Source organism: Arenibacter sp. S6351L (assembly GCF_023016025.1).
Classification (GTDB): domain Bacteria; phylum Bacteroidota; class Bacteroidia; order Flavobacteriales; family Flavobacteriaceae; genus Arenibacter; species Arenibacter algicola_B.
In genome coordinates this window covers 76,005-96,418 of sequence record NZ_JALKBB010000017.1, presented here as the reverse complement: position 1 = coordinate 96,418, position 20,414 = coordinate 76,005, and the positions used below count along the sequence as shown (strand labels likewise).

Annotated in this window: 17 protein-coding genes; 13 read left to right on the top strand and 4 right to left on the bottom strand. The window is 39.4% G+C overall.

What is annotated here, in order from left to right:
- Positions 1–64 precede the first annotated feature (64 nt).
- The 13 genes from MWU82_RS14495 to MWU82_RS14435 all read left to right on the top strand — a co-directional run bounded on the left by MWU82_RS14495 (position 65) and on the right by MWU82_RS14435 (position 11,784).
- A complete protein-coding gene (locus tag MWU82_RS14495) occupies positions 65–352 on the top strand; it encodes a hypothetical protein (RefSeq protein ID WP_072861138.1) in 288 nt (95 codons plus the stop codon).
- Positions 352–636: a hypothetical protein gene (locus MWU82_RS14490; protein ID WP_247096924.1), complete on the top strand. Its 285-nt coding sequence runs from the start codon at positions 352–354 to the stop codon at positions 634–636. Before MWU82_RS14495 ends, MWU82_RS14490 begins: the two co-directional genes overlap by 1 nt.
- Positions 623–3,052, top strand: coding sequence for a TraG family conjugative transposon ATPase (locus MWU82_RS14485; protein WP_247096923.1), 2,430 nt, complete (start codon positions 623–625; stop codon positions 3,050–3,052). Before MWU82_RS14490 ends, MWU82_RS14485 begins: the two co-directional genes overlap by 14 nt.
- Positions 3,053–3,063: 11 nt before the next feature.
- Entirely contained in the window at positions 3,064–3,645 is a 582-nt protein-coding gene (locus MWU82_RS14480) for a conjugal transfer protein (RefSeq protein ID WP_247096922.1), read from the top strand.
- Positions 3,645–4,487 carry a hypothetical protein gene (locus MWU82_RS14475; RefSeq protein WP_247096921.1) on the top strand — a complete coding sequence of 281 codons (843 nt, stop codon included), beginning with the start codon at positions 3,645–3,647 and terminating at the stop codon, positions 4,485–4,487. Before MWU82_RS14480 ends, MWU82_RS14475 begins: the two co-directional genes overlap by 1 nt.
- A gap of 21 nt (positions 4,488–4,508) precedes the next feature.
- Positions 4,509–5,126: a conjugal transfer protein TraK gene (locus MWU82_RS14470; protein WP_247096920.1), complete on the top strand. Its 618-nt coding sequence runs from the start codon at positions 4,509–4,511 to the stop codon at positions 5,124–5,126.
- On the top strand, positions 5,116–6,078 hold the full coding sequence (gene traM / locus MWU82_RS14465; protein ID WP_247096919.1) for a conjugative transposon protein TraM: 963 nt from the start codon (positions 5,116–5,118) through the stop codon (positions 6,076–6,078). The genes MWU82_RS14470 and traM overlap by 11 nt, the downstream gene beginning before the upstream one ends.
- Positions 6,075–6,875 carry a DUF4138 domain-containing protein gene (locus MWU82_RS14460; RefSeq protein WP_247096918.1) on the top strand — a complete coding sequence of 267 codons (801 nt, stop codon included), beginning with the start codon at positions 6,075–6,077 and terminating at the stop codon, positions 6,873–6,875. The genes traM and MWU82_RS14460 overlap by 4 nt, the downstream gene beginning before the upstream one ends.
- 568 nt (positions 6,876–7,443) lie before the next feature.
- Positions 7,444–7,779 (top strand): single-stranded DNA-binding protein, encoded by a 336-nt coding sequence (gene ssb, locus MWU82_RS14455; RefSeq protein WP_085500884.1) that lies wholly within the window; start codon positions 7,444–7,446, stop codon positions 7,777–7,779.
- 69 nt (positions 7,780–7,848) lie between these two features.
- Positions 7,849–8,298: a JAB domain-containing protein gene (locus MWU82_RS14450; protein WP_085500883.1), complete on the top strand. Its 450-nt coding sequence runs from the start codon at positions 7,849–7,851 to the stop codon at positions 8,296–8,298.
- A gap of 456 nt (positions 8,299–8,754) precedes the next feature.
- Positions 8,755–9,342: a BfmA/BtgA family mobilization protein gene (locus MWU82_RS14445; protein ID WP_247096917.1), complete on the top strand. Its 588-nt coding sequence runs from the start codon at positions 8,755–8,757 to the stop codon at positions 9,340–9,342.
- A complete protein-coding gene (gene mobB, locus MWU82_RS14440; RefSeq protein ID WP_247096916.1) occupies positions 9,305–10,339 on the top strand; it encodes a MobB family relaxase in 1,035 nt (344 codons plus the stop codon). Before MWU82_RS14445 ends, mobB begins: the two co-directional genes overlap by 38 nt.
- The gene (locus tag MWU82_RS14435) at positions 10,336–11,784 is read left to right on the top strand and encodes a type IV secretion system DNA-binding domain-containing protein (RefSeq protein WP_247096915.1); all 1,449 of its coding nucleotides are present in this window, start codon (positions 10,336–10,338) and stop codon (positions 11,782–11,784) included. Before mobB ends, MWU82_RS14435 begins: the two co-directional genes overlap by 4 nt.
- A 633-nt stretch (positions 11,785–12,417) precedes the next feature.
- Here MWU82_RS14435 and MWU82_RS14430 read toward each other — a convergent pair.
- Genes MWU82_RS14430 through MWU82_RS14415 form a run of 4 tightly spaced genes read right to left on the bottom strand, consistent with a single transcriptional unit; the run spans position 12,418 to position 19,988 of the window.
- Positions 12,418–13,608 (bottom strand): DUF4998 domain-containing protein, encoded by a 1,191-nt coding sequence (locus MWU82_RS14430; protein WP_247096914.1) that lies wholly within the window; start codon positions 13,606–13,608, stop codon positions 12,418–12,420.
- A gap of 14 nt (positions 13,609–13,622) precedes the next feature.
- A complete protein-coding gene (locus MWU82_RS14425) occupies positions 13,623–14,885 on the bottom strand; it encodes a DUF5000 domain-containing lipoprotein (protein ID WP_176225697.1) in 1,263 nt (420 codons plus the stop codon).
- 39 nt (positions 14,886–14,924) lie between these two features.
- Complete coding sequence (locus tag MWU82_RS14420; protein ID WP_085500875.1) at positions 14,925–16,844, bottom strand: RagB/SusD family nutrient uptake outer membrane protein; 1,920 nt, start codon at positions 16,842–16,844, stop codon at positions 14,925–14,927.
- A gap of 15 nt (positions 16,845–16,859) precedes the next feature.
- Complete coding sequence (locus MWU82_RS14415) at positions 16,860–19,988, bottom strand: TonB-dependent receptor (protein WP_247096913.1); 3,129 nt, start codon at positions 19,986–19,988, stop codon at positions 16,860–16,862.
- Positions 19,989–20,414: the final 426 nt, after the last annotated feature.

Sequence of the window (20,414 nt, the reverse complement as noted above, 5' to 3'; positions counted from 1 at the left end):
TTTATATATAAATATAAACTATTTTTCATGTAGCTAAAAAGTCTAAAAACTAAATCTGAACAACATGAAAAAATTATACTATCAGGTTGGCCTTACCCTACTGATTTACAATCCTGCTTTCGCTCAAATTGGTGGAATCGAAGAATCGGTCAATGACGTATCCGATACCATCCGTACCGTTTTCCCCATTATTCTGGGAGTGATTTTTCTTATAGGTTTTCTTTTTAACGCGGGACACTTTTTTGGGGAAAACGCCGATCTCAAAAAAGGTATTACGCGTGTTCTTGTATTTGTACTTATTGCCGGTGCAGTTGTTGGAATCTTCACCTATCTCATCGGAATTGTTGTCTAATGAAAAAGTACATGGTATATAGGAACATTCGTAAAAAGGCCATGATAATGGGACTCCCCCTTATGATGTTCGCACTTCAGATGACTTCCGTTATAGGTTCCTTGATGTTCATCATCTTTTCTTTCAGTTTAGGGGCGATTATTTCGGCTATCATTTTCAACATTCTGCTTTTTGTATGTCTCTCCTTTTGCCATAACAACCCGACCGTATTCCACATTAAAAAAGTGTTTCCAAACACTATTAACAATAAAAGAGCAAGTCACCTGCACTATGAAGACAATTAACTTATCCGAATTTTATCCTATAATGGATATTCAAGGAAATGTCATTTTTGCCAATAATGGCAACTTGGTCCAATGCTATTCCGTGGGGTATCCGGAGATCTATTCCTTGTCGGAGAAGGATTTTGAGGAAATTCATGGGTCTTGGTTTCAAGCCTTTAAGGCCCTTCCCGTGGGTACTATCGTGCATAAACAAGATGTTTATAGAAAGGCCGGATATTCAGCCGAAAATTTGCCCAATGAAAGTTTTCTTCAGCAAGCCACTTACCACTACTTTAAGGGACGGGAATATTTGGACCACTCCTCCTTTCTCTTTTTTGTTCTTCCGCTAAAGAAAACGTTCAATACTTCAAAATACGTCAACCCCTTTCGCAAAGTGGAAAAGGGTATTCATAGGCAAATGGACCATTATGCCCGCGAATTTGTCAATGCGGTAAATGATGCCGTGTCCTTTATTAATAATAGCAGAAAAATAACCCTTGTACCAATGTGCGAGGATAGTATCCTGGAATCGACCAATAATTACTTCAATGGTTATAACCATGGATTTGACACGGATATCCAAATGAATAAAAGGTGTTTGGAGATCGGTGACCATGATTTTGACGTTATGGCCATCAATAGCGAACTCTGCTTTGGCGATATGCTACAAAGCAGTAGGCCCAATGACAGGTTCACCTCCGATGATTTTGTATTTCATCAAGGATTTATAGATGGTTTGGGACTCAACTTACATGAAAACCATATTGTCAATCAGATCATATATCTGGACGATAAATATAAATGGCGGAAATATCTAGAGAAAAGTATTGAGGAACTTAATAAGAGTTCCAATTTTGGAACTCAAAATAAGGTCGTTCTAAAAAAAATAGAGGATATTCTGGCAAAGATCAATGATGATGAAAGTTCTAGAATAGTCCGGGGACATCTCAATATAGTTTTTTGGGGAGATGGGACACAAGAATTGGGCAGGATTGCCGCCAAGATCAAAACAGAGTTCAAGGAATTGGACATCGTTCCTTATTATCCTAAAGGTGAAGAACGGAAGCATTATTTTCTTAACAGCTATTGTTGCTTTACCTCCAACTTCTCCAACGGGGATCTGTACGTAGCCGATCTAAAGCATGCCCTTTGCCTGTACATTAACAATAGTGTATATATTTCCGATAGTAAGGGTGTTGTCTTTAACGATAGGCAATACAACATCCCAATTTTAAAGGATGTTTGGGATGAAGCCAGAAAGCGCATAAAGGCACGCAACTTTGCTATTTTTGCACCTACTGGGGAAGGTAAATCCTTTTTGGCCAATAACATTCTGCGCCAATATTTTGAAAGTGGGGTACGCCTAGTGGTCATCGACCTAGGAGGTTCCTATGATAAATTTGCCAAGCTCTACCCCAATGACCATATTGTACTTAGGTATGAACAAGGGAAAAACCTGGGTATAAACCCCTTCTACATTAGTGATAAAGCCGACCTTACTCCAGAACGGCTTGAAGATCTTACCATTTTTATTTTGGAGCTTTTGGCCACAGGTAATGAATCGTCCAAGGCACAGGAGGTCGCCGTTAAAAAGGTCCTGTTGTCTTATTATTCCAAGTGCACAACTGGGCATTCACTGGCGTCACTGTACCAGTATGTAGATGACCATAAAGATTCATTGGTCACAGACCTCCAGATCCGTGAAACGCATTTTAGCGTCTATGACTTCCTTCACATTCTTTCGGAATATGTGGAAAATGGTATATATAGTTTTCTGTTCAATACAAACACGGACCAAACCTATAAATTGGAGGACAAACGACTTATCGTTTTTGAACTTGACGAGGTAAAGGATAATAAGGAAATTCTCTCCGTTATGTTGAAATTGATCAAATCGGCCATTCAAAGAACGATTTGGAGGAACAAGGCGGAAAAGGGCATCATCCTATTTGATGAGTTTGCCAAACAGTTAAAATTTAAGAACGTTCTGGAAAGTGTGGAATTCTATTACCAGGCCATACGTAAACAAAACGGGGCTATAGGTATCATCCTTCAATCCATCAACCAACTGCCCAATAATTCGACATCCGCAAGTATCCTTGAAAATACTCAGGTCATCTATAGTCTGAGGAATGAAAAGGGATATGATGAACTGGTCAACAGGCTCCATCTTTCCTCACATGATCTTAACCAATTAAAATCCATAAGGAACCAGCTGAAAGGGGAACGTAAATACACGGAAATGTTTATCAAAATCGGGAAGGATAGCAACATTTTTCGATTGGAAGTTCCGCCAGAAGTCCATGCCGCTTACCTAACCGATGGTGAAGAGAATGAAACCATTATGGCCCTCTATAGAAAATACGGGGATATGGAGACCGCCATTACGCAGTTTGTAGCGCAACAAACTAATCCTTCCAATAAAAACAACATTTAAACCTATATACTATGAAACTTTTTAATTATAAATTATTGTTGGCCCTGACTTTGTCCTTGGTTGTTGAAAGCAACGCGATGGCTCAGGGCATGCCGGTATATGACAATACCAATTTCATCTCCTTTATGAAATCGCTGCTGGAATCCGGGAAACAGACCGCAGAACTGTTGAAGACTGTAAAATTCTTAAAGGAACAGAAGGAGAATATCGATAAGGTCAATAGCGTAATCAAACAATTGAATGCGGTAAAGGAATTGGCCAAGAACAATCAGCGTCTTTATGATATGGTGCAGGAGGATCTAAGGCAGATCCTAAATTCCCCATATATACGGCCCGAAGAAGTTGGCCGAATCTCAGATTCCTTTCAGGGAATAATTGAAAATTCCATGATGTCCATGGACTATATCGATCAAGTACTGTCCAGTGATAATTTGAAAATGACCGATGCCGAACGCACGGCCATTCTCAAGGAAAAGGAACTGCAATCCATAGAAATGGTGGCCGAGATCGAGGCCAAGACCAGGCGATATAGGGAGATAATCGCCTTTAGGCAAATGCAGGATAAAATCAATAACAGGGAAATCAACTACTAATGTCGGGGATATTTTTGGGAATAGGGCTTGAATATGTGGATACGGTCTTTCAGACCATTAAAAACAGTAGCTTTTCACAGACGGCCATTACCGGGATGAAGGCCCTGGCCGTCGTCCTATTTCTGATCAATGTCATTAAGAAATACAATGAGGGCGTGGCCAACAATGAAGGTTATTCTTGGGGATTGACCCCTGGTGAATTGGCCAAGAACTTTGCGGTAGTCGTGCTGGCCATTTTTTCTACGGAGGTGCTATCCGCATTCGATACCATTCTAGTAGCTATAGAAACCCAGTTTAGGGATACTGCTCCGGCACTCCTACCCTTACAGCTACAGGATTTGGATATCGAACAGGATGTGGGCGCCATCGACGCTGCCAAAAAAGCGTTGGCCCTACTCTACGAGGCCTTGGTAACTCCACTGTTCGGACTGAAAATATTGTCGTTTATCATAGGCTTGATCCTTTGGCTGTTGGACCTCTTTATCTATCCTCTTTTTTTGGCCCAGCGATTCTTTTTGTTGGGAATCATGCAGGCCTTTTTTCCATTGGTCATCAGCTTGGCCGTGTTTGAAAAGTTTCGCTCCATGGCCTATAATTTTTTTAGATTGTATGCAGGGGTCTATATGCTGGTCCCGGCATTTTTTCTGGTCAATGTATTTATCAATAATTTCTATACTGAGGTAAACCTTAATTTTTGGTCCAACCTTTTTGGTACCGATTGGGGCAGTCAAACTTTCGCACCTGTTATTCAACTGGGTTCCATCGGGTTCATTGTCCTATTAAAATTCACTTTGTACCGTAGGGCAATAACCTTTACCCTTAAGCTCTTTAGTGTCTCTTAACCCTTTAATCCCAAGAACAATATGAAAACACCTTATAACAACATCTACAAGGTACTAGGACAGAATCGATTTATAGTCCTCTCCATTATTATTGCGGCAACTACCATAAGTGCCATTGCGCTCCTCTTGGTGCTGAAACTCCATAATGATGTATTGAACAAGGCATTTATGGTCAATGCTGATGGCCAGGTCATTCCCCTGAAATTGGTCGATCAAAAGGAGAATCTCGAGGTAGAGGCCCTAGCCCATTTGGAATTGTTCCATGACTATTTCTACGGCATCGATCCGAGTAACTATGAGAGCAATTTGGAAAAAGCCCTCTGGTTGGGAAATAGCAGTGTAGCTGATTTGTACCGTCAGAAAAAAGTAGACGGCGTATATAACCGATTGCTGCAATATTCCCTGGTACAAAAGGTGCTGGGCATAAAATCCAAAATTGTCTTGGACAGGGAACCATATCTTTTTGAAACTACAACAATATTTGAGATTAATAGGGGCTTATCCACTGACATCTATGAATTGACCACTACCGGTAAACTCCTTAGGGTGGACAGGAACTTTCCCAAAAACACCCATGGGTTCATGATTACCGATTTCTTTGAAAATACACTACGAAAATTGGATAAATATGAAAATTGAAAAGAACAAAATTGTGTTTACCTCCATTCTCCTCTGTATACTACTTTTTATTACGGCATATGCAGTACTCGTTTTGGACAGCGAACAAGGACAGGAACTGGAGGCCGATCAAATACCTGTTCCTGAAATCATGAACGAACAGAAGATATATGAATCCAAATTGGATGCCATAAATGATATGAAGACGGCGAGACCTACCCTCGCTCCTAGTGTCTACGATGAAGACCTGTTGGACTCTACTGGCCTGTACGACCCTGAATTGCTGGACAAGAAAAAAATGCAATTGGTGGACAGTATTTATAAACAGGGACAGATGCGATATTCAAAAAGGACAGGTAAAACCCTGAATGGTGATACGCTTTCCCGATCCCAGTCCAGGCATATAAAGACCGAGAAGACAGAGGAATATATTGGGGCGAAGGAAACCGAGGTGGCCTCCCAGACTCTTGCCCTGGAGCACCAGCTTTTTTTTGCTTCCCACCCCATTGAGACAGTTGGCTCTGGGAATTCCGATCCAATTATCATGGTCCGAGTGGACGGCGACCAAACTGTTAAGGCGGACCAACGTTTAAGAATGCGTCTACTAAGGGATGCCAAGATCAACAATGTATTGATTCCCAAAAATACACGTATCTACGGATTTGTCAGTTTTAAGCCGAACAGGACATTGATACGTATTGAAAATATTGATCACCTACCGGTCAAGTTCAAAGCCTACGACCTTGAGGATGGATCTGAAGGAATTTATTTGAGGAACAATTTTAGGGCCGAAGCAACCAATGAAGTGGTGAACGATATCGTCGACGATATAAATATTACCGGAATGCCACAAATTAAGGGAGTTCGAAAGGTGTTCCAACGCAACCGAAGGAGCTTTCGGGCGAGCATATCAGACAACTATAAGCTCATCTTAAAATACGACAAGAACAATTTTAAAATTAATCTGCAATGAAAACCATAATCATCTTAGCAATATGCTTCATCAGTCTTGGATTGTCCGCGCAGCAACCCTTGGATACACTTTATGCCAATGAACTTAAAAATGTGGCCCTTTTTTTTCCAGAACCCGTTCGCCAAGGGATCACGGGTGCGGCCCATTTTGTTTTTACCTATAACCGCGAAACACAGCGGCATTTCGGGCTCTTGCAGGCACAACCCGGTCCTGACAGTAATCTGTTGGTGGTGACTACCAATGGGCAGGTGTATTCCTATATTTTAAAATACAGACCCGATTTGACCCAGCACAATTACTTTTTTACCGAGCAAGAAAGTATTGGAAATGAAACCCCTAAAATGGATAACATCGATAAAAAGAAGCAAAAGGTGGATTCCTTGGGCCGAACAATGGACTATCTCAAAAGAGCCTCGGAGTCCGTTTTGAAGTCGGCATCTGAAAAGGTGGCATTGATCCGTGAAAAGGACTTGTATTTAAAATTATTTCAACCGGTCTATTATGGCTCGGAGGTGTTTCTGAAGATGGAGGTAAAAAATGCATCGGGAGTCGATTTTGAAATCGATTATCTTAATGTGTATACCTTAAATGGTACCGATCGACGCCAATCTTCCTTTCAAAGTTTGCCATTAAACACCGTTTATGCCCATAACCTTCCAAAGCTTTTCAAAAAAGGGCAGAGCAGGCAGTTCGTATATGTGCTGCCAAAGTTTGTTTTGGCAGCATCGGAAAAATTGGCCATTGAGTTAAGGGAACTCAACGGAGGTAGAACCTTGGTACTGCAGTCCAATTTATAGTATCGTTTCATAACAGTAATGTCATCCTGGTTCCCACTTTAGTGATGGACGAATCGAATACCAAGTTGATGTTCATACAGGGGTTGGGATTTGGACTTATAAAATGGGTGTAGGCTCCCTTATACTATTCTGCTGAAGACTTCTCGTTAAGGAGGGCGTATCGACCACTTCCGGATATAGGTATTTTCCAAGATCTCCTTTTTCACTGCCACAGTTGTCGCCGTTTCTTTTTTTGAAGGCAAAACAACAACATTTTTGGAAGGAAAACTGCATAAAGCCAGCGCTCCCATCCCCTACTGTTTATAAGTGTTTCCTTCCAAAAATATTGTGGACCATCAAGCAACAAAAAAAGGTAACAACGACGGCTCTATGGAAAGTAAATCAAAAATTGGAACTATGGAATCATACCGATTATCCTCAAATGGAAGTGGTCAATACCCAATAAGAGTAAGCCGGCTTGGCCAAAAAAGCCTGCATGCATCAGGAAAGGAAAACACTCCGGATATAATAAGTAAATCAGTTAATCAAAATAATGTAAATCAAATGTTTAACCTTAATTTTTTTAATCATGGGAATTATTAAAAACAATGTTCAGTTAATCGGTAATGTGGGACAGGAACCAACAGTTACCAATCTTGAAAACGGTAAAAAAGTAGCTAGGTTTTCCTTGGCCACCAATGTGTTCTTTAAAAACTCGAAAGGTGAAAAACAAAAGGAAACCAATTGGCACTATATAGTGGCCTGGGGCAAGACCGCCGAAATCGTGGAAAAGTACGCCTCCAAAGGAAAGGAAATTGCAGTAACAGGAAAATTGAAAACCCGTTCCTTTTCCACCGATGATGGCATTCAACGCTTTGTTACCGAAGTGGAAGCTCGTGAAATACTCCTTATGGGCAGTAAATAACAAAAAAAAGAGGGTATCGCCCGAATTATCGATCCCTCTTTTAACTCATTAATTTATAAATACTTGATAATGAACTACAAAGTTAATGAAATAAAGATAAGTTACAAAGAACAAATACGTTCTCCTTTCTGGCACATCATTGGTTGCTCACAGGATGCAGCGAACATATTGTTTGACCAATGGAACAAAAATACCATAGCACTCCAAGAATGCTTCAAAGTGGTTTTGTTGAACAACAGCAATAAGGTAAAAGGAATCCTTAACCTGTCCCAAGGTGGAATTACAGGAACCTTGGTGGATGTAAGGATACTTTTTGCCGCAGTACTCAAATCCCTATCGGTGGCTATAATACTTTGCCATAACCACCCAAGTGGAAAATTAAAGGCGAGCGAGGCGGATATTCAATTGACCGATAAAATCAAAAAGGCGGCAGCACTTTTGGATATTAAAGTCCTTGACCATTTGATAATCGCGCCAGATGGACAGTACTTTAGCTTTTCTGATAATGGCCTAATCTAAATCCATTTGATAAGGGATGGAAACCTTCCAATCCGCCCCAACAAAAACATAAGGACCCGTACATTTTTGTATAGGGTCCTTTTTATGACCGCCTTTTATTATCTACCCTTTTTTTATTTCATTTTTTTTGATATCAAAGCCAGTGTTTTGCACCTAATCCTCGTTTCTGTTTTCATGGTAAATGACTTAACTTTTATACACCAATAATCGGTATTGGTTGTGCTGATATTACCACTGAAAGTGTTCTTTTTTTTAAGCAACTGTTTACCAGTGGTTCGGAATTTTTGTACCCTCGGCGTACAAAAAGGAGAAGCAAGAGGATAACACGCCAAGGCGATGTTATTAACTTTATTAAATTGATATTCAGTAATATAAGTATATTAATTTAAATCATAATTTCAATATTTAATGTAAATCCTTTCAGAGACCTTGTATTGGTGCAATTTATTACAGTAAATGAAACCGCTTTATACTAAGACATACAACTTTTCAGCAATAAGTATCAAAAGCCCTGTTGCAGACCATTTCAGGAAGTTTTCCAAAAAGGTGGGGCGTTCCCATACCGAAACCCTCGAATCCATGATGAACTTTTTTGAAGGAAACCAAATCTCACCCAATGAATCACTGGGGCCAAATATGACCACAATGGAGAACAGGCTCAAAAAACGTATTAACGCCCTGGTGGCCATTATAAAGAACATTGAAAAGAACCAGACCAAACCTACCAACACCATGCTTCAACTCCTGTTCCAAGAAGATAAGGGCAAAGAAGAATCCAGCCGAGTAGATCCCATTTTTGAAGCGCAACCGCTCATCACCGAAAACGAAGAAATTCAATTTTACCGCAATCAATATGATGTTGTGAAGCAACAATTACATTTCATTAAATCTGATCTGCAAAGGCTTTGTGATAGCGTCACTTTTGTCAAGGGCAATTTTGGAGGAGGTTACTTAAAAATTAATTTAACCCAGGAGGAATTCAAGAATATTATTAATAATTCAACCCATGTACATCACCATAACGAAACAAAAAATGGACGGTAATTTTGGCCAGAGTGTGGCCGATTTTGTGGCATACCTGGAAAAGGAGAACGAACAAAGGTCCCTTGAGGATCATGAACACTTTTTCAATCAATTTAGTACGGACGTTCCCACAGATGAAGTAGTACGGGAAATTGATGGGAATACGGCAAAACTTAAAAGGACAGAGCCCAAATTCTATTCCATTACCGTTAATCCTAGTGCCTATGAACTCAAACGCCTACAAAATCCATCCGAGGACCTTAAACGCTATACCATTGAAGTGATGAAGGACTATGCGGCTTGCTTTAATCGCGAAATAGACGGTAGACCAGTATCCCTAAACGATATTAAATTCTTTGCGAAAATTGAACATCAGCGTACGTTTATGGGTACGGACTGGCAGGTCCGGCAAAATCAACCCTATGCTACCAAAATATTGGACCTCAAGAACCGGATAGGAAGGATCGAACAAGGTAAAACCCAAGGTAATATTACTAAACTAAGAAACAGGATTGCGCGTCTGGAAAAGGAGGCTCCCCACCAACAGAACGGAAAACGTATCGTTCAGGGGATGGCCAAGGAAGGTCCCCAAACCCATATACATATTATCGTAAGCCGTAAGGATATGTCCAACAAATATAGCTTGTCCCCAGGGAGCAAATACCGGCATTCGGACACCATCTTTAATGGAAAGTCCGTAAAACGTGGGTTTGATAGGGATAGTTTTTTTTCTGCCTCGGAAAAGACTTTTGACAAACTTTTTGTATATAAGCGCAACTATGCCGAAACTTATCACGCGAGAAAAACATTTCTAAACGATCCAAAACAATATTTTACCATGATATCGGGACTTCCTACCCACGAAAAACTTATCGCTTTCACTATCATGCGCAAAACTGGTTTGGACTATTCTATGTTGAACATACCGACCAATAAGGTCCAACTGGCCCTTAAGACTATTCAAAGGTTAAAACGTGGCCTTGATAGGGCAGTCCAATCCGCTTCCATTGGTATATGACTGCCGCTTGGCCAAATATCGTTCTCGGAGTAATTGTGCCACTTTTATTTATTTCTACCCTGATCTATGCATATAGTGACAAAGGGTCCGGCCCTAAGGACAAAAGGTACCAGGTTCATTTTAAACTGCAGCGGGGCAAGTTCAAAATCGATAATATAAAACGTGGTGCCTCCGTAATCGGTGCTGCGGGAAGCGGTAAAACGGAAAGCGTCATCTACAATTTTCTGCAGCATTTTAGCGCACAGAACTTTTGTGGAATCCTTCACGATTACAAGAATTTCGAACTTACCGAAATGGCCTATCCCCTATTCAAGGATATCAGAAAAATAAAGTTCTATACCATAGCTTTCGATCAGATCCATTATCGGGTGAATCCCATTGCACCCAAATATCTACATAATGAGGAATGTGTTAACGAAATTTCAAAAGTACTTATGGAAAACCTGTTGGAAATGAACGAATCAAATACCAACAGCACAACTAGATTTTTTAACGATGCCGTGGAAGGTCTTATGGCTGGTTTGATCTGGAAGCTAAAAACGACCTATCCTAAGTTTTGTAGCCTGCCACACTTAATAGCTATTTTTCAGTCCATGGATAACAGAACCATGGCGGCTTTCCTAAACTCAGACTTGACTTCAAAAGCTATGGCCAGTGCCTTTGTCAATGGGTTGGATTCCGAAAGGCAGACGGCCGGAGTAAGGAGTACCTTGGCCAATGCCTTAAAAAAAATCAGTTCACAACAATTGTTTATGGTACTGTCCAAGGATGAAGTGCCTCTCAATATAAACAACAATGCAAACCCGGCCGTGATTTCCCTAGTGAACCACCCCAAATATGAATCGGCCTTTTCCCCTATCATCGCGGCAGTAATTCATACCGTAATCAAAGAAATGAGTGTAAGACGCCAGCGACCGTCCTTCCTACTCATGGAAGAGGCCCCGACCATAAGATTGCCCAATATGCACCGTATCCCCGCTACCCTACGTAGTTATGATATTGCTACGGTTTACGTTATGCAGGATAAGGTGCAAAATGAAATTCTTTATGGCGATAAAGTGGGTAAGGCCATTTTGAGCAACCTATCCTATCAGTTTTTTGGCAAGGTCAATGACCCGGATACCGCCAAATACTACGAACGCTTTTTTGAAATTGTAAGAAAAGAGACCACCAGTGTCAACCGTGGACATAATCTGAATTTTGATACGCGCATTACCACCGGCGAAAAGGAAGTGGCAAAACGACGAGCAGATCTATTCTTTAGGCTACAACAAGGCGAGTTTATTGCCTTTGCCGATGGAAGGGACAAAAAACTGCGGTTCAAATTACAGAACATTAAAAAAGAAGTTCCGCCCAAAACCAATTACTTTACCCAGGAAGATTTGAGAATGAATTTTGAAAGGATTTATAGAGAGGTTAATACTATAACTGGTATTGGCACATAGCTGTTAGGATATTACAGTTTTTAAATCAGCCCTCTATTTTGTATTCCGCCATAATTGGTATATCATTTAAGTTTATGTGGTTAATACAATTGGCCATTTTTTTAGAATATCAATAACATAAAGGTGTCCTCAATCCTTGACGAATATGAAACTGGAAAAATATCCTACCAATAAACAGGAAACAACCCCTGTGGCAGAATACACCAATATATGAACGGGGTCAGTAATCCCGATATAAACTTGAACCATGGGATATTACAACGAGAGGTTCTAGACAATTTCAGATTTAAGGAAAATGGTGAAATGACTAAGCTTTTATGGCAATTAATTATGACATACCTGACAGAACCCGGACTTAATGAATATGGCCATTTGATTAAAAAGTACAATTTTAATTGATCTATATCAATCAGAATTATTATTAGAATTGTATCCGCTTTAATTCCCTGGAACTAGTTAGAAGCTTATCCGATCGGAGTCACCTTAAATTCTATTGTGTACATTATGTGTTAACATTTGGAGATAAAAAAAACCAAGGGGACAATGTCCCCTCGGCTTAAATTGAACAACCCTTCTTATGGTATTGCCATGGTAAAGAAAAGACAATTTTTTCTTTATGGATTTGGACTTATATCACTCCCCATACCAAAATGTTAATTCAGACAATGCCGTGTATGGTTCCCCATTCCAATTTTCAAGAATTCTGTAGCGAATAAATCTAACACTTGTGTTGTCCGTTAAATTCGTGATATATCCTTCGGCCGACCCATTCCAACTAGGTGCGGTTTCGTGATCAAGTAATTGGACCCAACCTTTATCGATCATTTCTTGTTCCCAATTGGGGTCGTTTGAATCCAGGGTAGTTTCCGCATCCGTTAAATCGGAAATTCCCCATATTTGAAAACGTTTTGGGTTTCTTCCCTGGCAACATCCAGTTCTAGGGTCAAGTCGAACCTTGACCAAATTTGCATCAACCCCCAAATCAAATGTAAAATGATGTGGAATAAGGTCCTCAACATCACCATAGCAGCCACTATGATAATAATCATTGGTTTTACCGTTCCATAAACCTGCTATACTTCCGCCATAACAATCACCTCTAACGTCTGTGGGTAGGCTGACCAAGGACCAAGTTTCTTTACCGAGCTCAAAGGCAATTTCGGGCTGAACCTGAACGACATCGGAAAAGAATTCGTCAATGGCATCCTCTTCGGGCATATAAACGGTAGTATAACTAAACCCTAGCTTTGCATTGATATCATTAATTTCTGTTTCGGTATCAGACATAGGTACTCTTAAACTTACCTCTTGATCATTAATGTCGGTGTAAGTTATATCACAAAAAACCCCGTCATCCACAATACCATTCCAAACAACTATTAAATTTTCAGTATCTATTAATTGAATTTCTTTTATTGGTCTTATGGAACGGACAGCAATATATTTTTCACCATATACCTTTCCAGGCACAGTAAATGGTAACGATTTATTTCCATGGGTATCAATGCTAACAAAATTAAAATTGTAGTCCTTTTCAGAAATCCCATCTAAAATTTGGGTAGTGATTCCAGGTTCACCACTGATACCTACATCAAGAGAGTCAGCAAAGTCGTTCCAAAATACTCGCACGACTTCTAAGTTACGGACACTAGTCGAAATATCGAACTGGACTCGATTGTAACCCGTCCTTAAAGATACACTATCTACTTTGCCAGCATATATTTTGTCCTCTCGACCTAAATAATCCTTAAAGTTATCTTCTATTTTGGAACAGGAAAATACAAGACCTATCCCCAAAATTACATATATATATAAGTTTTTCATTTTTTTCATTTTAATTATTCAACTTTAACGCCCCAAAGCATCAATTCACCGAAATGGGCCATTGTACCATTTGACCAGTTTTCATCAATTGCGAATCTTATATACCTGACCGGAGTACTAGTGGCTTCGATATCAATAAAATAATCAAGTCCAGCTTGCGATGCCTCAATATCCTCAGAGGTAGTGTAATCTTCTCCGGATGGCCTGGTCATTTCGTAAGTCCCAAGTAGTTTCCATGCCGGGTCATCGATACATGGTTCCTTTGTTTCAGATCCATATACTCGCCATCTTTTTATAGTATTGTGTAAAAAGGAAAATTCAGGGCCTCTTCTTTGATAATACCTAAATCGACTTAAATTGGCTGTTACTCCAAGATCAAAGGTGAAAGTAAAAGGAGGAACCCCTTCTCCTGTTTCATAGTAGGTATTGATTTCACCATCGAAAAGATGACTGAACTGGGTTTGTGGATTTCTAAAATTAGGGCCAACATCCTCACAAGGACCTTCGGCAATATCATCGGTATTGGGTTTTGCCCAATCCAATACCGGGGACATTATGGTATTATCCAACTGCTCATCAAACTTCGGCTTTATATTGACCCAAGTAGTATCTGAAGAATAGCCCCAACGATTTGATACTTTTAATCCGAAAGCCCTTTCTTCATAGCCATAAGACGGATCCGTGGACAAAAAACTACCTTCTTCAAAATTGGTATAATGATCATCCAGTACTACTACTTCGTTATCTTCATCGTAACCTAGTAATTGAAGAATTAAATTATCCTTAGACACATTTTCCTGCCAACGAACGTAAACACCCGAAAAAGTGGCTTCCATTGAAATATTATCTCCGGTAGATATATATGAAGGTGTAGTTGGAGATACAATCGTAGTAATACCTTTGGATACATTTTCATTTCTATCGACCGATTTTATAATCACCTCATAGTCTCCGGCCTCTGGAAAACCTTCAATTTTCAATACTGGATTGTAAAATGAAGATTTTACTTTGCGAAGTTCACCATTGAGTGTTATCTCTGCCATCAAATAAAGTACATCTTCATCAGGAGGAAGTAAACACTCAATCGTTGCCGAACCACTCATATTAATAACTTTGTCGACTACCGGATCGGAAGGAGAGGTACCATCCCCAGATTTTAAATCCAAAGCATTTATTTCGCCTTCACATGAAAATAGGGTACCTATAATTAAAAAGCATAGTAAGCCAAATAAAATAGGCCTGGTTATATTTTTTGATTCTTCTAAGTTTATATTCATAATTTTAGTTTTAGAATTGAAATACATTCAATTGATTTATTACCATCCGGGATTTTGGATTAAATTATTGTTTACATCTATTGATGACAATTTAATAGGCCAGAAGTAATCTTTTGCCTGAAATACTCTAAATTCCAAAGCTACCCGATCAAAATACCCGGTTACGGTTTCGTCATAAATATTCCACTTCCAAATGGGATTGTTCATCTGGTCACTTAATTTTTTCCATCTTCTTAAATCCCAATAGCGTTGGCCTTCAAGTGCAAGTTCAATTAATCTTTCTTGATGGATAATTTCCCTTCTACCTTGTTGGGAGGTATATTTGGAGGGATTGACCGAATACATGGACCACGAATCAACCACTCCTTCAAGTCCAGCTCTTTCCCTAACTTTATCCACATATTCGAATATCTCACCTTCTGGAGCCCCAACTTCATTCAATACTTCCGCATATAACAAGTACAGGTCTGCCAGCCTTATCCTCGGGAAAGAATAATCTTCAGTGATGATTCCATATGGTGCTTCAGGTTTGGTATAAATGCTTACCAATTTTTTTGAATAATATCCGGTTGCCGAAAAGTCTTCATTCTGGTATGGACCTGCATTTCCGCTGACAAGTCCATTTAAAACATAAGGCTCTTCCTCAGATCTTATCCAAAGACCGTTATGAAAACCTAAAGTTCCATAAAACCTAGACTCCCTGTTGAAATGTAAAATGGGGGAATAGTCATTCACTTTGAGATAGGGTTGATGATTATCCTCAGGATTGTTCAACCTACTTGTAAATCGGTTGGCATACCAATTATTCTCAACCCATTCCCTATCCTCCCCGATAGGGACCCCGTTTCTTGAATAAAACTGCTCAGCAATTCTCATTGTGGGACTATGAAACTGTGCAAAACTTCCATTGATCCTTTCGGAGCTAGTTAATTTGGCTGCAGAATTAATTTGAATTTGTCTCGTTGATTCAGTACTCCCCCATATGATTTCGGAATTCCACCTTTCGCAAATTGCTTGCCTTATATTAAGTACAAGAAGGACGGAATCAGATAAACTCTCGGAATCCAATAGACTATTTTCCCTATAATCAAATAAACGGGCATTTGAGTATTCATGGGCAGCGTCGATGGCTTCCTTTAAGGCAACCTGTGCCCTTGTCCATTTAGTTGGATCCTCCCCAGAAGGGAAAAGTGAAATTCCCCTACCGTCCTGTAAATGAGCAACATCAGGATTGCCATTAAAGAGGGGACTTGCCGCTAATGTTAGTGTCTTGGCCTTTAAGGCTAAGGCAATCGGTTTTGTAATACGCCCCATTTCATTAATGGCACTTGTTATATTATTGGGTAAATATTCCAGAGATTCGTCTATTTTACTTACAATGTAATCAACTACTTCGTCTACAGGTTCACGATATACCCTAACTTCTTCAGAATTGGCATTAAGAGGTAAATTAGTATCCATAATTGGAATTGGTCCGTACAATTGAAAAAGATAATAGTGATAATAGGCTTTTAGAAATGTGACTTCTGATATCCATCTATTTCTCTCACTTTCATCCAAATCTGTTGGCCTGTCTACATTCTCTAAAAAAGTATTGCAGATTCGTATGGCTTCCCAAAGACTTTTTCCTCCAGATCCTCCATCCCAGTAATTTGAATAAGGTGATGTTGAGTTTTGTAGTCCTCTAGAAATTTTTTGTGGATTTACATTACCCGGATATTTGACCCTTACTGATTGATCATCATAATATATTTCTTCTCCTGCCACTAGCGCAGGATTTTGATCAGGGTTGGATACTTCTGGCAAATAACTGTAACAGGTATAGAGGTAGTTCATTGTATAGTTTCTATTCTGAAACGCATCTGCTATAGTCGTCACATTATCGGGAACTACATCCAAATAATCCTTATTACAGGAAAGCGATATCAATAAAGTGGTTAGAAAAATTATTTTTTTCATGGTGTTAGTTTAAAATTATAAGTTTATGACTAGTCCTAAATTGACAACTTTCTGTATGGGATAGTTCAAAGCATTTCCCCCCATTTCAACATCCCATAATTTAAAGTTTGAGAAGGTCAGCAAATTAATCCCACTAAAATACAGGCGAGATTTCCATGGGATTAACTTTTTTGGGATCGTATATCCAATCTCGAACGATTTTAAGCGCAAAAAGGAGCCATTTCTTAAGAACCAAGTGTTGGGCTGGGCATTATTGCTATTTAGTAAATCTTGTGAAGCTGCCAATCGTGGCCAAGTGGCATATAAATTTCGGTTGTCTTCAGACCAATGATCATTGGCAATGAATTGGGAAAGTGCCGTGTTTCCAATAGCTCCCTCCTCTCCTATTGATTCTTGTTTAAAAGGAGACATGGAATTGTAATCAATCCAGAAGCTCGAACGTCCAGATCCTTGAAAGAAGAACGATATGTCGAAATCTTTATAGCCTACCGAGGCACCAAATCCATAAATTAACTCAGGCGTGGTAGGATGACCGATAAAGGTCTGGTCATAAAAGTTAATTACCCCGTCATTGTTCAAATCAACGTATTTGATATCCCCTCCTTGTACAGGAAGGCCTGAGAACATTTGGGTTGGGGAGTTTCTTACCTCCAAATCATCGATAAATAATCGTTCTGCCACATACCCCAATTGTTGTCCTATTGGTTGACCGACACGGGAAAGCCAAGGTGCATTTGGATATGAAGGCTCCTCATATTTTAGAAACTTACTTTTAGCATATGTCAAATTCGCCCTTAATGTAGCCCAGAATCTATCATTACCTATGAAATTATAATCAGCGGATAGGTCAAACCCTTTACTTGCCGCTTCTCCAATATTTGATTTTGGGATATAGGTAAGTCCCATGGTCGTTGGAATATCACTTCGTGACATTAAAATGTTTGTTCTTTTTTGATGATAGAGATCCAACCTTACATCCAAGTCATTAAACAGACCTAATTCGATGCCAATATCGGTTTTATATGCTTTTTCCCAGGTAATATCTTCATTGCCATATCTGTTAATTCTTGTCGTTTGGGAACTTTCTCCAAAATTGTTTCCAAACCTACCATAGCTTCCTGCATTTAAGTTTACATCTGATAAGTAAAAGAATCGCTCTGATTCATCCCCAATTCTATCATTACCCACTATACCATAGGAGGCACGTAACCTAAACTTGGTGATAATATCATTGATTTTCGAATTTTTCCAAAAGTCTTCCCTTGAAACGGTCCAACTTAAACCAGCTGAAGGAAAGAAGCCATATCTGTTCTTGCTGCTAAACCTTTCTGAACCGTTATAACCAAAACTCAGATTTAAATTATACTTATTGTTATAACCATATGTAAATCTTCCTGCCAAACCTAAATTACGGAACGGTAATGATGATTGAAAATCCGTTGCAGAGCCGGACAACTGTTCCCTCATTGTGTAAACTAGAACTCCTCCTAAAGCATGCTTCTCGTTGAATGTCCTATTGTAGTTCAATGCACCTTCCATGTACACCAAATTGGTTGCATCGGTTGCAGTACCTTCCAAGTCCAGAGTTTGGCGACCTGTGGCTGGATTGATTTCCCTTAAAGTATATTCATTGGTTTGTTTATTGTATAAATTCAGTTCATAGTACAATGGGTTATAGGATCGCCATATTGAGAAGTTTGATTTTGTGGAGGAATTTATAAGCATTCTTAGATCCAAGCCTTTGGTAATGAAATCCAACTTTTGAGTCAGCTCTAAAATAGCGATCACTGTTGAAGATCGTGTGTCCCTGTAACCTCTATGCAAATCGGCGTAAGGGTTGTAATATTGAGGGGAGTCGTTACCAACATTACCAAACAATATGTGTGAGGCACTTGAAAAGGCCAAATCTGGCTCGTAAGTAGCTGGAAACAACACTGGGTTGGCATTTAAACTACTATTATATACATCATTACCTGTAGGGATTGGTCCTCTGTAATTGTCGAACTGTGCACTAACCTTTATTTTTGCTAAGGTGGTGTTGGTTAAGTTTACATTTATGTTGGATCGAACTCCATACTTCTTTAGGTTGATATTATTGTCAAATCCGTTACTTTTAGGCACATTTAAAATACCATTGTCGTTTGTAATTGTACCAGCAATATAATAACTGGCAATCTTGCCCCCACCCGATAGGTTAATGCTAGTTCGACTATTCGAAGCTACGTCCTTTGTCATCAAGTCTAGCCAGTCCACAGCGGGATAGGCATATGGGTTGACTCCTTCCCTAGTTTTATCAATTTTTTCAAGTGAATATGGACGGTGTGCCAACGGCGTTCTGGTTGCAACAGCCTCATTGTGCAATTCCATAAAAGTTACTGGATCTGCCATTTCAAATTTTCTGGTCGGGGAAGAAATGGATTGTTCCTGTCTTACATTTATTCTAAGTTTGCTTTCCCGTCCTTCCTTAGTGGTAATAAGAACTATTCCGTTTGCTGCCTTAGCTCCGTATAATGCTGTTGCTGTTGCATCCTTAAGAATTGAAAAACTGGCAATATCGTCCGGATTTAAATTCGCTAAATCTTGGGAAGTCAATTCTACATTGTCTATCAAAATAAGGGGATCGGGAACACCCGAACCAAAAGTTGTAACTCCGCGGATAAAAAATCGCGAGTTATCATCTCCAGGAGCTCCACTTTGTTGATAGGATATCAATCCGGCCAGTCTACCGGCCAAGGTTGTTGTAAGGTTGCTTGAGGGGATACGTAATTCTTCCGGTCGTATGGTAGTAATGGCAGAAACAAGACTACCCTTTTTTTGTTTTCCAAAGGCGACAACGGTTACCTCATCGAGCTCATCGTGACTAGCTGTCATGGTAACATTGATAACCGTTTGATCTTCTACAGTTATAGTTTGATTTGCCATTCCGATATATGAGAAAACCAATTTGTCATTAGTGTTCACGTCGATGGCATATTTACCATCAAAATCGGACATTACACCGTTAGTTGAACCCTCAACAATAATATTTACGCCCGGTAATGGATTTCCGTCCGCATCCAGTACTTCTCCGGTAACTTGGATTTGTTGCGCCATAATTGTCTGGGTCGTGAAAATTAAGAGTAATAGTGATAATAAATTCTTCATTTACAATAAGTATTTAGTTTTGGAATTAAATGCTTTTAATATCAAATCCCACCGTTTCCGTTGAGTTGATATTACGCCATCGTAGGCAAGCTTGGTTGATTATTAAGACTAATCTTTATGGTTTTTCCCTTCTTAGTTTTTTTTTTTTTAACTGAAGGGATTCAATTAAATGACATCTTCTCATAAGCCTATTTGATTTTTAAGGTTGATAATTGATTTAGTTAATATTTGCGTCGTTCTTAAATTCTTATTTTTAAAATGTGGTCCTGTCTCAAGAGTTCGTAACCATATCTTTTTTTATAAGGAACTGTGATTCTTAAAGGAGTAAAACTAGCCATATACTTAAGTAATCGAGGGTTACTTTTTGATTAAAGAAGAGGCAGTATTGTATTGTTGTAACGGAAAGAATTGACTTAAATAGGGGTG